This is a genomic window from Sutterella seckii, from assembly GCF_009183815.1.
Classification (GTDB): Bacteria; Pseudomonadota; Gammaproteobacteria; order Burkholderiales; family Burkholderiaceae_F; genus Sutterella; species Sutterella seckii.
Window position 1 is genome coordinate 70,099 of the sequence record NZ_WEHX01000004.1, and the last position, 12,431, is coordinate 82,529.

Consider the following 12,431-nt stretch of genomic DNA (forward strand, 5'->3'; position numbering starts at 1 on the left):
CGCCTCTCTTCTGTTCCCGCTTTACTGGCGCACGGCAACAAGCTTTTGCAGTTTTTCCGCTGAGATAATGCTTCCGGCGGGGCCTCCGGCAGCATATCGACCCCGGGCTCTGTCGTAAAATTGTCCGCTCCATGGACTGTGCGCCCGGAAGTTGTGCCGGGCATTTTTTGGCAGTCCGCAATGAACAGTTGTTCACTTTTCTTCCGCATTCATGTCTGCAGCGCGCATTTATCACGAAAGCCTTGTCGTGGGGCCCGAATCCATTGATATTCAGGGGCACGTCAACAACCGCGAGTATCTCCGGTGGATGGAGCATGCCGCGACGGCGCACGCCGCAGAGATCGGCTGGGGCATTGAGGCGCTCAAGGCCGCAAAGCGCGCCTGGGTTGCGCGCGAGCACTGGATTGAATATCTGCGCCCGAGCTTTGAGGGAGAAAAGCTTGACGTCTACACCTGGATTCAGAGCGCTCACGGGGCGGCGAGCCTCAGGCGCTACGCAATCCGCCGGGGCGAAACGCTTCTCGTGGTCGGCGCGACCGAGTGGGTCTACATCGACGCCGAGCGCGGCCGTCCGGTGCTTCTTCCCGAAGCCGATCTCGCGCACGTGGCGCTTATCGCCGCCGACGACCCGGAACTCAAGGCGCTCGGGATCGCGCGGCCGATCCGTTTTTCGCCCGGCGCGAATCTGCTCGGACTCAAGGAGGCGTAACCGGTGGCGCTCGAAACCTATCTTTCGATCAAGAATCTCTCCTTCGGATACGGCAGTCGCCGGATTCTCGAGAATGTCTCGATGGACTTCGGCCGCGGCAAGGTGGTCGCCATCATGGGCGGCTCCGGCATGGGGAAAACGACGCTCCTGAAGCTCATCGGCGGGCTCCTCACGCCCGATGCGGGAGAAATCCGCGTCGGCGGCGAAAAGCTCGATCCTGCGGACCGCAGGGGTCTTTACCGGCTGCGCCGCCGCATGGGGATGCTTTTTCAGTTCGGCGCGCTTTTTACCGACCTCTCCGTCTACGACAACGTTGCCTTCCCGATCCGCGAGCAGACGAATCTCGACGAAGAGACCGTGCGCGACCTTGTTCTCATGAAGCTCAATGCCGTGGGACTGCGCGGTGCGGCGAATCTCATGCCGGCGGAAATCTCGGGCGGCATGGCGCGCCGCGTTGCGCTCGCGCGCGCCATCGCGCTTGATCCGGCGCTTATTCTTTACGACGAACCCTTCGCGGGGCTCGATCCCATTTCTATGGGCGTGACGGCGCGCCTCATCCGGTCGCTCAACGACGCACTGGGCGCGACGTCGCTCATCGTCACGCACGACGTGGCGGAGACCTTTGAGATCGCCGACTACGTCTACATGATTTCGGACGCGCGCGTGGCGGCCGAGGGCGATCCGGCATCGCTCAAGGTGTCTTCCGCCCCCTTTGTGAAGCAGTTTGTCGGGGGCCTTCCCGACGGCCCGGTCCCCTTCCAGTACCATGCGCCCGACTATGCTTCGGACCTTGGATTCAAGCGCGGGAGGAATCAGTAAATGACGGACCTTCTCGCAAGGCTCGGCGCCTGGGTGCTCGGGCTCTTCGCATCGACCGGGCGCTTCGGCATCTTTTCCGGCCAGGTGCTTTCGCGCCTCTGGGGCGCGGGATTCGGCAACATCATCCAACAGATCCACTTCATCGGAAACTACTCGCTCCTCATCATCGGGGTGTCGGGTCTGTTCGTCGGCTTCGTGCTGGGTCTTCAGGGCTACTACGTGCTCGTAAGCTACGGGAGCGAGGAAGCGCTTGGCGTGCTTGTCGCGCTTTCGCTCGTGCGCGAGCTCGGTCCCGTCGTCACGGCGCTCCTTTTTGCCGGGCGCGCCGGCACGGCGCTTACGGCTGAAATCGGCCTCATGCGCTCGGGCGAGCAGCTCGCCGCCATGGAAATGATGGGCGTCGACCCCTTCCGGCGGGTGCTCGCTCCCCGCTTCATCGGCGGATTCGTCGCGATGCCTGTGCTCGCGCTCATCTTTTCCGCCGTCGGCATCATCGGCGCCTGGATCGTGGGCGTGGGCCTCATCGGCACCGACAGCGGCTCCTTCTGGTCGCAGATGCAGGCGGCCGTCGACATCTTCCATGACGTCGGGAACGGCTTCATCAAGAGCGTGGTCTTCGGCATTGCCGTGACGCTCGTCGCCCTCTATCAGGGCTATGCCTCGAGGCCTACCCCCGACGGCGTGGCGCATGCAACGACGATTACGGTCGTCGTCTCCTCGCTTCTCGTTCTCGGGCTCGACTTCATCATGACGGCCTCGATGTTCACCGTGGTTTGATTTTCTTCCAGTAGAGAAAGAACAATGCAGAAAAATCGCTCTCTCGAAATAATGGTCGGCTTCTTCATCGTGCTCGGCTTCGCGGCGGCGCTCTTCATGGCGCTGCAGGCGGCCAACCTCGGAAGCTTCTCCTTCGGGCACAAGACCTATGCGGTCACGGCGGACTTCGACAACATCGGGGGCCTCAAGGCCCGTGCAGCCGTGAAGAGTGCTGGCGTCGTCGTCGGGCGCGTGCGCTCCGTCGTCTTTGATCCGGAAACCTTTCAGGCGCGCGTGACGATGGACATGGACGCCCAGTATCCGTTCCCTGACGACAGCTCGGCGAAGATTCTCACTTCGGGGCTCCTCGGCGAACAGTACGTCGGAATTGAAGCGGGCGCAGACGACAAGAACCTTGAGGAAGGTTCGGTCATCCGCCGCACGCAGAGCGCCGTGGTGCTTGAGAACCTCATCAGCCAGTTCCTCTATTCAAAGGCTGAGGACGGCGGGAAGTAAAAATGAAGAAGCAGATATTGAAGCCTGCTGCAGGGGCAGCGCTCTGCGCCGCGCTTTTCCTTGCCGGGTGCGCGCAGGTCCCGCCCAATGCGGGCGAAAACCCGGTCGATCCGTATGAGGCCTTCAACCGCAACGTCTATGCCTTCAACGATGCGCTCGACCGCGCGGTGGCAAAGCCTGTGGCTGAAGCTTACGTTGCATGGACGCCCGGCTTCGTGCAGACCGGGGTTTCGAACGCGATGGACAACCTCGGCGAACCTACGAACACGGTGAACAACCTCCTGCAGGGCAAGGCCGACAAGGGAATCAGCACCTTTTTCCGCTTCCTCGTCAATTCCACCTTCGGCATTGCCGGGCTCTTTGACGTGGCGTCCGAAATCGGACTCGAAAAAGCGCCCGAGGACTTCGGGCAGACGCTTGGCGTCTGGGGCGTGGGCGAAGGCTCCTACCTCGTTCTTCCGGTGCTCGGGCCCTCGTCGACCCGCGACTGGACGCGTTATCCGGCAGGATGGGCTACGAGCCCGACCACCTGGGCGCTCTGGGATGAGGACTGGTACTGGAGTGCCGGCCTCTGGGTCGTCGACGGACTCGATACCCGTGCGCGGCTTCTCGAGCTTGAGAAATTCCGCGAGTCGACCGTTGACGAATACGCCGCCGTTCGCGATGCGTACCTGGCGGCGCGCCGCCGCGCGGTAGCGGACGGCGAGGCCATGGATGCCGAAGAAGAGCTCGAGACGCTTACGCCGCTCGACTTCAGCGACGAGGAATAAATTCCCGCAGGACAAAGATCATTGGGAGAATCAAACCATGCAGCGCAGAACATTTCTTACGAGTTCGCTCATTGCGGCCGCCGCTGCCGCGGCGCCCTTCCTTCCCGCCCGTGCGGCCGGGAGCCTCCCCTATGACGACAAGGGCGACCCCTTTGCCTTCGTGGTGGATCTTTCCAATGCCGTGCTCGAGCGGATCCGCGGCAGCGACTCCCTGAAGTCGGGCAATATCGATGCGCTTCGCGAGCTTGTCGACGGCATCATCATGCCGGCGACCGACTTCACGATGATGACCCGCATGACGGTGGGCCCGAAGTGGAGAACGGCGACGAAGGAGCAGAGAGCCGCGCTCGAGGAAGGCTTTGAGACGCTTCTCATGCGCGTTTATGCGGGCGGGCTCTCCGCGGTCCAGGATCAGAAGTGCGAACTGAGGCCGACGCGCGTCAAAACCGTGCGTCCGGAAATGGTGATCCGCACGCTCCTCACGAGCGGTTCGGCGAATCCCATTGCGCTCGACTACCGCATCTATCAGGCGAAGGACAAGTGCTGGAAGATCGTCGACGTCAATATCGAAGGGATCTGGATGGTGGAGAACTACCGTTCGCAATTTGCGTCCGTTCTGTCGCAGGACGGCGTCGACGGGTTGATCAAGCTCTTCAACGAAAAGGGAGCCGAACTCGCCGAAACCATGAAGAAGAAAGAGGCTTCGAAGTGAGAGTCGCTGAGGAAGTCATCGACTTCGAGAATGCTCCGGCAGTCAAGAAGGAGCTCCTCGCCGCACAAGCCTCGGGCGACTTCACGGTTGATCTTTCAAACGTGAAGCGCGCCGACAGCGCGGCGCTTTCAGCCCTTCTTTCGGCACGCAGAAAAGCAGAGGCGTCGGGGAAAGACCTCGCGATCGAGGGCGTTCCCGCCGACCTCAAGACGCTTGCGCGCCTTTACGGCGTTGAGGCGCTTCTCGGGCTTCCAAAAGAAAAGTAAAGCGCGCTGAGGCTCCGGACTTCCCGGTCCGATTCCTCTTTCCCAACAGAACAACAGAATTTCTAAAAAGCAGTCATTCATGGAAAAGCTCAAGATCCGCGGCGGACGCCGCCTCGTAGGCGAAGTCCGCACCAGCGGAGCAAAAAACGCGGCGCTCCCGATTCTCTGTGCGTCACTTCTCACGGCCGGAGACCTGAAGCTCACGAACGTGCCCGATCTTGCCGACGTGCGCACGATGCTTCTGCTCCTTGAAGGCATGGGCGTGAAGATCCGGCGGGAAGGCCATGAAGTGACCCTCAACGCGGGGGCGCTGACGAGCACCGTTGCGCCCTATGAACTCGTTAAAACCATGCGCGCGTCGATTCTGACGCTCTGTCCCCTTGTGGCGCGCTTCGGCGCCGCGCGGGTGAGTCTCCCCGGCGGGTGCGCCATCGGCGCCCGTCCGGTGGATCAGCACATCAAGGGACTGAGAGCGCTCGGGGCCGAGGTGAAGATCGATCACGGCTACGTCGACGCCGCATCGCCGCGCTTGAAGGGCGCGCGCATCATCACCGACATGGTGACGGTGACGGGTACGGAAAACCTCATGATGGCCGCGGTCCTCGCGGACGGCGAAACCGTCATTGAAAATGCCGCCCGCGAGCCGGAAGTGGTGGATCTTGCCGACTGCCTCATCGCCATGGGGGCGAAGATTAGCGGGGCGGGGACCCCCACCATCGTCATTGAGGGCGTGAAGACGCTTCACGGAGCTGAACACAAGGTCGTCGCCGACCGCATCGAGGCGGGAAGCTACCTCTGCGCAGCGGCGGCCACGCGGGGCGACGTCCTCGTCACGCACTGCGTGCCCGGGGACCTTGAGGCCGTGACGGCGAAGCTTCGCGAAATGGGCGCTTCCATTGAAGCCGGTGCCGACTGGCTGCGTCTTCGCATGACGGGGCGCCCCAAGGCCGTGAGGATCCGCACGACACCGCATCCGGGGTTCCCGACCGACATGCAGGCTCAGTTCATGGCGATTGCCGCGATCGCGGAAGGCTCTTCGGAAATCACGGAAACGATCTTCGAAAACCGCTTCATGCACGTGCCCGAACTCGCCCGCATGGGGGCGAAGATCTGCGTCAATGGCCATACGGCCGTCGTCACGGGCGTGGAAGCGCTTGAGGGCGCAGCCGTGATGGCGACCGATCTCCGGGCTTCTGCGTCCCTCGTGATTGCGGCGCTCGCCGCCCAGGGCGAAAGCACGGTCGACCGGCTTTATCACCTCGACCGCGGCTACGAGCACATGGAGGAGAAGCTCCGCGGGCTCGGCGCCGATGTCGAGCGCATTCGAAGCTGAAAAAGGCTAGACCTTGGTACAGGTTGACCGATCAGCCGCTATCATCCAATATTCATGCTGAGGGGCGTCTTTTTTTAAACGCCCCTCAGGCAAACGTTTTTCTCAAAAAAGCGGGAGCGGTTTTTTATCGAAGCGCTCCCAACAGGAACGAGACATGTCGGACTGCATCTTCTGCAAGATCGCTGCGGGTGAAATTCCCTCCAGCAAGATTTACGAGGACGACGACGTCGTCGCCTTCAGGGACATTCATCCTCAGGCGCCGGTGCATTTTCTGATTATTCCGAAGAAGCACATCACGTCGCTTGCCACGGCAGAAGCGGCCGATGAGCCGCTTTTGGGTAAAATGCTTGGCCTGACGCGCACCCTTGCGCTTCAGGAAGGCTGCGCAAACGGCTTCCGCGTGATCATCAATACCGGCCGCGACGGCGGTCAGGAAGTTCCGCATCTGCATGTGCACGTTCTGGGCGGCCCCCGCCCCTGGAAGCGCACGACTGAATTCTGATCTAGGAGTACAAAATGGGTTCTCTTTCCGTCTGGCACTGGCTCATCGTCCTCGCCATCGTCGTTCTCGTCTTTGGTACGGGCAAGCTGAAGAACATGGGCAAGGACCTGGGCGGCGCCATCAAGGGCTTCAAGGAAGGCATGCGCGACGCGGAGGATAAGCCCGCCGACAAGGCTGCTGATCCGAAGGAAATCCCGCAGCAGGCCGCCGCCAAGCAGGCTGACACGATCGACGTCGAAGCCAAGGACAAGCCGAAGGCCTGATTCCTCGAGAGTCCGCATGCCGGGCGCCTGAAGGGCTTCCCGGGAGCGGGCCGGATGCCGCAGGCGCTTCAAAAAGTCCTGCGGCTTTCTTGAGACGCGTGAAGTGCTTCCCGCGTCTTCTTATGTGTCGCCAATGGACCGCGGCAGCTCCTCATGAGTTGTCCGCGGCCTTTTGCAGTGAAGAGACGTCATGTTTGATTTCGGTTTCAGCGAAATGATGATCGTCGGCGTCGTTGCGCTCATTGTGCTCGGGCCCGAGAGGCTCCCGCTCGTTGCGCGCAAGACCGGCGAGTGGATCGGCAAAGCGCAGCGCTTCGTTGCGCAGGTGAAGTCCGACATTGATCGGGAGACCGAGCTCTCCGAACTCAAGCGCATTCAGGATGAGGCGAAGAATCTCGCGAACGACGTGAAGTCGACCGTGGAGAGTCAGGCCTCGAGCATTGAGTCTTCGGTGAAGTCCGTGGCCGATGAGGCGAATGATGCCGGGAAGGCTGCTGAGACTGCCTTCAATGAAGCCAAGAGCAGCGTTGCCGGAACGCCCGCAGAGGCGAATTCGGGCGTGGCTTCCGCCAAGGACATCAATGAGGTCTACGGCTGGGGCGACGCGAGCACCGACAGCGAAATCATGACGCCCGCCTATGCGTGGAACGAGCCCAAGACCTTTGCGAAGCGCTATCACTCGGGTCCCTCCGTCGACGAGCTTGCTCAGGAAATCGAGCGGCTTCGCCGCGAACTCGGCATGCGCGAAACGACGCTTGGCGGCGCGGGCGGACGGCGCACCGGAATGGCTCCCCGCGCGAAGAGCCTCCGTACCCGTATCTATCGATAAGAGAGAGTGTGAGAAATGACCGATCAGAAGCCGGTGCTTGAGGCGCCTGACGATCCCGCGAACGAGCAGCCGCTGGTGGCGCATCTCATTGAACTGCGCAACCGACTGATGAAGTCCGTGATCGCGATCGTGGTGGTGTTCGCCTGCCTCTCGCCCTTCATGAAGCAGATCTTCGACTACCTGTCGCAGCCTCTGATGGTGGCGCTTCCGCAGGGCGCGAAGCTCCTTGCAACGGGCGTGGTGGCGCCGTTCTTCGTGCCCTTGAAGGTAACGCTCTTTCTCGCCTTCCTGATTGCGCTCCCGATCGTGCTCTATCAGATCTGGGCCTATGTGGCGCCTGCGCTCTACAGAAGCGAAAAGCGCCTTGCGCTTCCGGTTCTCATCAGCTCCATCGTGATGTTTGCGGTCGGCATGGCCTACTGCTACTTCATCGTCTTCCGGATGGTCTTCCAGTTCATCGCCGGGTTCTCGCCGGATTCGGTGAACTTCGCGCCCGATATCGACTCCTACTTCAGCTTCGTTCTCACGATGTTCCTCGCCTTCGGCCTTACCTTTGAAGTGCCGATTTTCGTGGTGGTTCTCAACCGCGTGGGTTTTGCGTCCTGCACGAAACTGAAGAAGGCCCGTCCCTATGTGATCGTCGGCGCCTTCGTGATCGCGGCGATCTTTACGCCGCCTGATGCTCTTTCGCAGATTCTCCTCGCGCTTCCGCTCGTCGTTCTCTACCAGGTCGGCATCTGGTGCGTTCAGGCTTTCGGCAAGACCGATGATGAGGTCGAGGAAATGAAGGAAAAGAAGGCGGAGGAAGACGCGGAAGGCTGATGAAGCCTGAAGAAGCAGAGATTCTTTCTTCCCTTCAGAAGAAAAAGGCGCCTCTAATCACCCGGGGCAGGGTGGAAAGGCGCCTTTTCTTTTGCCCGGTGTGCGGGAGCCCGAAGCGTCAGCGGCTTCTTTCCTCAAAGTCGCCTTCCTCTTCGGCAGGCGACGGAATGATGGCTTCCTTTTCGAGCGACCCGCGCGGACGCTGCGAGGCCACGACGTGCTTTGTGAGCGTGCGGTTCCCGCGGAGGATCTTCACTTCCACGTCGGTGCCGGGCTTCAGCCGGGCAATGATCTGAAGAAGGCGGTTTGCGCGGGCAATGGGCTGACCGTTTACCTCGAGAATGACGTCAAAGCTCCGGATGTCGGCCTTGGCTGCCGGGGAATTCGGAATGACCTGCTTCACCATGACGCCCGAGCGCACGCGCAGACTCAGGTCCTGAGCAAGCTCCTGGGAGAGCTGCCGGGGCACGAGTCCGATGTAGCCGCGCTCCACAGTCTGGCCCGCCATCATTGCGGGAAGCACCGTGCTCACGATGGAGCTTGGAATGGCAAAGCCGATGCCGACAAAGCCCTCCACATGGTCGGGCGAAAAAATGGCGCTGTTGATGCCGATGAGTTCGCCCCGGAGGTTGACGAGTGCGCCCCCGGAATTCCCTTGGTTGATGGCGGCATCGGTCTGAATGAAGTCTTCGTAATTGTTGAGGCCGAATCCGTGGCGGCCGAGGGCGGAAATGATGCCGGAGGTGACGGTCTGCCCCACGTCGAAGGGGTTTCCGATCGCGAGCACGGTCTGACCCACGCGAAGTTCAGAGGAGTCGCCGAGCCGGATGGCGGGAAGGTCCTTCGCCTTGACCTGAAGGAGCGCAAGGTCGGTTTCGACGTCGTTCCCGCGAAGCGTCGCCTCATAGGTGCGCCCATCGGAGAGCGCGACGAAGATGCTTCGGATGCCGTCGACCACGTGGAAGTTGGTGAGAATGTCGCCGTTTGGGGAGACAATGACGCCGCTCCCGAGCGCCTTCAGATGAAGCTCCGGATCCTGATTCCAGTCGACGCCGAGCTCGTCGGCGCGGCTCATGCGGACGGTCTTTCTCGTGAAGATGTTGACGACAGAGGGCGCGGCGATGCTGACGGCGTTGCTGTAGTCGCCGCTCATTGCAAGAAGCGCGAGATCCTTTTCGAGCGGATCCTCCGCCTTCGGAGGATTCGGCGCGGGGCTCGGTTCCGGCGCCGGGAAAAAGGTCTTCCAGACGAGCGCCGCTGCGCAGCCCACGGTAACGGCCTGAGCAAAAAGAAGCCAGAGCTGCTTGAGACGTGCCGTTTTTGCCTTTGGCGCTACCATGATGGTCTGGAAAAGTTTTGGCTTTTGAGAAAAGGAGGAAAGAGATGAAGGCAAAAGCCCTCATAGAGTTTCTGGACGGCGTCCTGAAGCCCGGAGAATTCAGAGATTATGCTCCGAACGGACTTCAGGTTGAGGGACGTGAAAACATCTCTTCAATCGTCCTCGGGGTGAGCGCTTCGCTCGGTCTTCTTGAGGCTGCCGCAGCGAAGGGCGCCGACGCCGTTCTCGTGCATCACGGCTGGTTCTGGCGCGGCGAGGATGCAAGGATCGTGGGCGTGAAAGGGCGCCGCATCCGGTGCCTCATTGAAAACGGCATGAACCTCATCGGCTACCACCTGCCGCTCGATGCGCACCCTGAGGTCGGAAACAACGCCGAGCTTGCGCGCGTCCTCGGACTCTCGATTGATACCCGTGCGGGCGAATACGGGCTCCTCCATGCCGGGGAAATTCTTTCAGGCCCCATGACGGCTGCGGAATTTGCCGATCGCGTTGCAAAAGCCCTTCACCGGACGCCCCTTCTCGTGGGGCCGGCCGATAAACGCGTACACCGCATCGGCTGGTGCTCGGGCGCCGCTCAGGATGAACTAGGCGTTGCCGCAGCGCTCGGATGCGACCTTTATCTCTCGGGCGAAATCCGGGAGCACACGACCTTTGAAGCCGTGGAACTCGGCGTTCCTTATCTTGCGGCCGGCCATACGGCGACGGAGCAGTTCGGCATTCAGGCGCTCGGACGCCTGATCAAGGAGACGTTCCCGGAACTCGAGATTGAATATATCCCGCAGGAAAATCCGGTCTGAGGACTCCGGGCAGAGAGGCTGAGGCGCTCCGCGTCGTTCCTGCACGCTTTCAAACGGCAGGAATTGACGCGTCAGATTAGGTCGCAATACATTTATTTACAAAAATATATTTCCCTCTCTAACAGAGATAGTTCATTGAAATTTCATGGCTTTGAAATTGTTACGTAACTATCTTTAGGTACAATTTATATCTTTCGTGCCCGAGGCGCTTTCATCAGGGGAAGGCGTTCCAGAGATCCAATGGTGGTCCCCGGGGCACTCAGCATCCGCTCAAGGCTAAAACACGATGATGTATCTCTACTCGGGCCCGACCTGCCCGTTCTCTCAGATGAGCCGCATTCTCCTTAATGAAAAGGGATGCGAATTCGAAGTCAAGTCGGTTGACCTCGACGGCGTTGTGCAGAACGAGGAAGATCTTGCGGTCGTCCGCATGAGCCCGTACGGTGAGCTTCCGGTCCTTACGGAACGCGACCTTCTTCTCTACAACGTCTACGTTGTGAATGAATACATTGACGAGCGCTTCCCGCATCCGCAGCTGATGCCCGCGGACCCGGTCGGCCGCGCCCGCACGCGTCTCTTCCTCCATGTGCTCGAGCGCGAACTCATCCCCCACGTGAAGGTGCTTGAGAACGCCCGCTCGAACGAAGATCGCCGTGCGCTCGCCCGCCGGCGTCTGCGCGAAAACCTCGACATCCTCTCGATGCGCGTGGGCGATACGAAGTTCCTCCTCTCGGACGACTTCGGCATGATCGACGTGGTGCTCGCTCCGATCCTCTGGCGCGTTCCCTACTACGGCATTCAGCTCTCCGCCACGGCGACGAAGCTTGAGATCTATGCCCAGCGCCTCTTTGCGCGCCAGTCCTTCATCGATTCGATGACGGCCCAGGAACGCACGATGCGCAAGTAAGGCTTCAACTGTGCATCCCCTTGCGGGGATGCACATGCTGAAACCCCATTTTTCTGAACCCGCAATTCATGCGGGTTTCCTTTCAGAGTGTCGAGGATGCCGCCATGAGCAGCTACCAGAATCTTCGGGCGATCGTGATTGACGCCGTTCGGGAATACTGCGCCGAACATTATTTCCGCCCCTACATCTGGGTGGAAGTCGACAGCGCCTGCCGGGTGCCGACGGAATACGTGAAGGACGGGATGATCATTCTCGACATCGACGACGAAGCGGTGCGGGGCTTCCAGATGAATGACGAATACCTCTCCTTCGAAGCGCGCTTCGGCGATGAGACGGATTCGATGGAAATCGTCGTGCCTTTGAACCGTGTCGTTCATGTCGCAGCTGCCGAGCAGGCCGTTGAGGGAGCCTCTTTCATGGCGAGCCCGACGAGCCCCGAACTGCTCGAAAAACTTACGGGCAGCAGCGTCGCGCCGCGGCGCCCGATGCGAATCAAATAACGCATTTTTCTGTATAATCCGCTTTCCGCCTCTTTAGCTCAGTTGGTAGAGCAACCGCCTTGTAAGCGGTAGGTCAACTGTTCGAGTCAGTTAAGGGGCACCAAGACATAGGTCCGGACTGTTCATAGCAGTTCGGGCTTTTCTTTTATTTCAATCACTTAGCGCAAAAAGCTGCCCGCCGCCGTTCGCCTTAGACCCCCACTAGCCGCGTTTTATTGATGGTATGTATGATGGTATGGCACTTAGCCTATGTTTGTACCATCATAAAACGGGGTGAAATATGAAACGCGGTGCCGAGCTCACGGCCCTTCAGGTAAAGAACCTCCCCAGTGATAACCGCCTACATAACGTGGGCGGCGTTCTCGGGCTCTATGTTATTAACATAGGCACAAAATAGTTGACAAGCGGCTACGGTTATGTTATAATTGATAAATGAGATATGAAGATAAAACCACCACAACCCTCGACGGCCGCAAGGCCACTCCTGAAGCTCAGCTCGAGCTTCGCCGCCGCTGCATTGTTTACTTCCGTGATGGAGTAAAGCGCGCCGAAATTGCACGCAGACTCGGATTGAGCCGTCAATGGGTTACC

Annotated in this window: 17 protein-coding genes and 1 tRNA gene; 17 read left to right on the forward strand and 1 reads right to left on the reverse strand. The window is 60.3% G+C overall.

Annotated features, from left to right (window positions below; all coding sequences use genetic code 11):
- Positions 1-211 precede the first annotated feature (211 nt).
- The 12 genes from GBM95_RS01885 (at position 212) to tatC (ending at position 8,297) form a co-directional block, all read left to right on the forward strand.
- Positions 212-709: an acyl-CoA thioesterase gene (locus tag GBM95_RS01885; RefSeq protein WP_152157525.1), complete on the forward strand. Its 498-nt coding sequence runs from the start codon at positions 212-214 to the stop codon at positions 707-709.
- A 3-nt stretch (positions 710-712) separates the two neighbouring features.
- Positions 713-1,528 carry an ABC transporter ATP-binding protein gene (locus GBM95_RS01890; protein ID WP_226963112.1) on the forward strand — a complete coding sequence of 272 codons (816 nt, stop codon included), beginning with the start codon at positions 713-715 and terminating at the stop codon, positions 1,526-1,528.
- Positions 1,529-2,305: a lipid asymmetry maintenance ABC transporter permease subunit MlaE gene (gene mlaE, locus GBM95_RS01895; RefSeq protein WP_152157526.1), complete on the forward strand. Its 777-nt coding sequence runs from the start codon at positions 1,529-1,531 to the stop codon at positions 2,303-2,305.
- 24 nt (positions 2,306-2,329) lie between these two features.
- The gene (gene mlaD / locus GBM95_RS01900; protein WP_152157527.1) at positions 2,330-2,800 is read left to right on the forward strand and encodes an outer membrane lipid asymmetry maintenance protein MlaD; all 471 of its coding nucleotides are present in this window, start codon (positions 2,330-2,332) and stop codon (positions 2,798-2,800) included.
- A 2-nt stretch (positions 2,801-2,802) separates the two neighbouring features.
- A complete protein-coding gene (locus tag GBM95_RS01905; RefSeq protein ID WP_152157528.1) occupies positions 2,803-3,570 on the forward strand; it encodes an MlaA family lipoprotein in 768 nt (255 codons plus the stop codon).
- A 37-nt stretch (positions 3,571-3,607) separates the two neighbouring features.
- Positions 3,608-4,282, forward strand: a complete 675-nt coding sequence (locus tag GBM95_RS01910; protein WP_152157529.1) for an MlaC/ttg2D family ABC transporter substrate-binding protein — start codon at positions 3,608-3,610, stop codon at positions 4,280-4,282.
- Positions 4,279-4,548, forward strand: coding sequence for an STAS domain-containing protein (locus GBM95_RS01915; protein WP_152157530.1), 270 nt, complete (start codon positions 4,279-4,281; stop codon positions 4,546-4,548). Before GBM95_RS01910 ends, GBM95_RS01915 begins: the two co-directional genes overlap by 4 nt.
- A gap of 79 nt (positions 4,549-4,627) precedes the next feature.
- Entirely contained in the window at positions 4,628-5,881 is a 1,254-nt protein-coding gene (gene murA / locus GBM95_RS01920; protein WP_152157531.1) for a UDP-N-acetylglucosamine 1-carboxyvinyltransferase, read from the forward strand.
- 154 nt (positions 5,882-6,035) lie between these two features.
- Positions 6,036-6,383: a histidine triad nucleotide-binding protein gene (locus tag GBM95_RS01925; RefSeq protein ID WP_139688439.1), complete on the forward strand. Its 348-nt coding sequence runs from the start codon at positions 6,036-6,038 to the stop codon at positions 6,381-6,383.
- Between the two features lie 14 nt (positions 6,384-6,397).
- Positions 6,398-6,646, forward strand: coding sequence for a Sec-independent protein translocase subunit TatA (tatA, locus tag GBM95_RS01930; RefSeq protein WP_152157532.1), 249 nt, complete (start codon positions 6,398-6,400; stop codon positions 6,644-6,646).
- A 190-nt stretch (positions 6,647-6,836) separates the two neighbouring features.
- Positions 6,837-7,475: a Sec-independent protein translocase protein TatB gene (gene tatB, locus GBM95_RS01935; protein WP_152157533.1), complete on the forward strand. Its 639-nt coding sequence runs from the start codon at positions 6,837-6,839 to the stop codon at positions 7,473-7,475.
- 15 nt (positions 7,476-7,490) lie between these two features.
- The gene (gene tatC / locus GBM95_RS01940) at positions 7,491-8,297 is read left to right on the forward strand and encodes a twin-arginine translocase subunit TatC (RefSeq protein WP_139688442.1); all 807 of its coding nucleotides are present in this window, start codon (positions 7,491-7,493) and stop codon (positions 8,295-8,297) included.
- 118 nt (positions 8,298-8,415) lie between these two features.
- Here tatC and GBM95_RS01945 read toward each other — a convergent pair whose 3' ends face one another.
- On the reverse strand, positions 8,416-9,636 hold the full coding sequence (locus GBM95_RS01945) for a S1C family serine protease (protein WP_152157534.1): 1,221 nt from the start codon (positions 9,634-9,636) through the stop codon (positions 8,416-8,418).
- Positions 9,637-9,680: 44 nt separating this feature from the next.
- Between GBM95_RS01945 and GBM95_RS01950 the strand changes: the two genes are divergently transcribed.
- The 5 genes from GBM95_RS01950 to GBM95_RS13120 form a co-directional block, all read left to right on the forward strand.
- Entirely contained in the window at positions 9,681-10,433 is a 753-nt protein-coding gene (locus tag GBM95_RS01950) for a Nif3-like dinuclear metal center hexameric protein (RefSeq protein ID WP_152157535.1), read from the forward strand.
- A 286-nt stretch (positions 10,434-10,719) separates the two neighbouring features.
- A complete protein-coding gene (locus tag GBM95_RS01955) occupies positions 10,720-11,340 on the forward strand; it encodes a glutathione S-transferase N-terminal domain-containing protein (protein WP_152157536.1) in 621 nt (206 codons plus the stop codon).
- Positions 11,341-11,444: 104 nt separating this feature from the next.
- Positions 11,445-11,840 carry a ClpXP protease specificity-enhancing factor SspB gene (locus GBM95_RS01960; RefSeq protein WP_152157537.1) on the forward strand — a complete coding sequence of 132 codons (396 nt, stop codon included), beginning with the start codon at positions 11,445-11,447 and terminating at the stop codon, positions 11,838-11,840.
- Positions 11,841-11,867: 27 nt separating this feature from the next.
- Positions 11,868-11,943, forward strand: a tRNA-Thr gene (locus GBM95_RS01965).
- Between the two features lie 329 nt (positions 11,944-12,272).
- On the forward strand, positions 12,273-12,431 hold a 159-nt coding region (locus tag GBM95_RS13120; RefSeq protein ID WP_404817488.1), incomplete at its 3' end, for a helix-turn-helix domain-containing protein.

Bases quoted from the DNA above. Each gene is read 5' to 3' on its own strand.
- GBM95_RS01885 (WP_152157525.1), top strand. From the start codon at position 212: ATGTCTGCAGCGCGCATTTATCACGAAAGCCTTGTCGTGGGGCCCGAA.
- mlaE (WP_152157526.1), top strand. From the start codon at position 1,529: ATGACGGACCTTCTCGCAAGGCTCGGCGCCTGGGTGCTCGGGCTCTTC.
- mlaD (WP_152157527.1), top strand. From the start codon at position 2,330: ATGCAGAAAAATCGCTCTCTCGAAATAATGGTCGGCTTCTTCATCGTG.
- GBM95_RS01905 (WP_152157528.1), top strand. From the start codon at position 2,803: ATGAAGAAGCAGATATTGAAGCCTGCTGCAGGGGCAGCGCTCTGCGCC.
- GBM95_RS01910 (WP_152157529.1), top strand. From the start codon at position 3,608: ATGCAGCGCAGAACATTTCTTACGAGTTCGCTCATTGCGGCCGCCGCT.
- murA (WP_152157531.1), top strand. From the start codon at position 4,628: ATGGAAAAGCTCAAGATCCGCGGCGGACGCCGCCTCGTAGGCGAAGTC.
- GBM95_RS01925 (WP_139688439.1), top strand. From the start codon at position 6,036: ATGTCGGACTGCATCTTCTGCAAGATCGCTGCGGGTGAAATTCCCTCC.
- tatA (WP_152157532.1), top strand. From the start codon at position 6,398: ATGGGTTCTCTTTCCGTCTGGCACTGGCTCATCGTCCTCGCCATCGTC.
- tatB (WP_152157533.1), top strand. From the start codon at position 6,837: ATGTTTGATTTCGGTTTCAGCGAAATGATGATCGTCGGCGTCGTTGCG.
- tatC (WP_139688442.1), top strand. From the start codon at position 7,491: ATGACCGATCAGAAGCCGGTGCTTGAGGCGCCTGACGATCCCGCGAAC.
- GBM95_RS01945 (WP_152157534.1), bottom strand. From the start codon at position 9,636: ATGGTAGCGCCAAAGGCAAAAACGGCACGTCTCAAGCAGCTCTGGCTT.
- GBM95_RS01950 (WP_152157535.1), top strand. From the start codon at position 9,681: ATGAAGGCAAAAGCCCTCATAGAGTTTCTGGACGGCGTCCTGAAGCCC.
- GBM95_RS01955 (WP_152157536.1), top strand. From the start codon at position 10,720: ATGATGTATCTCTACTCGGGCCCGACCTGCCCGTTCTCTCAGATGAGC.
- GBM95_RS01960 (WP_152157537.1), top strand. From the start codon at position 11,445: ATGAGCAGCTACCAGAATCTTCGGGCGATCGTGATTGACGCCGTTCGG.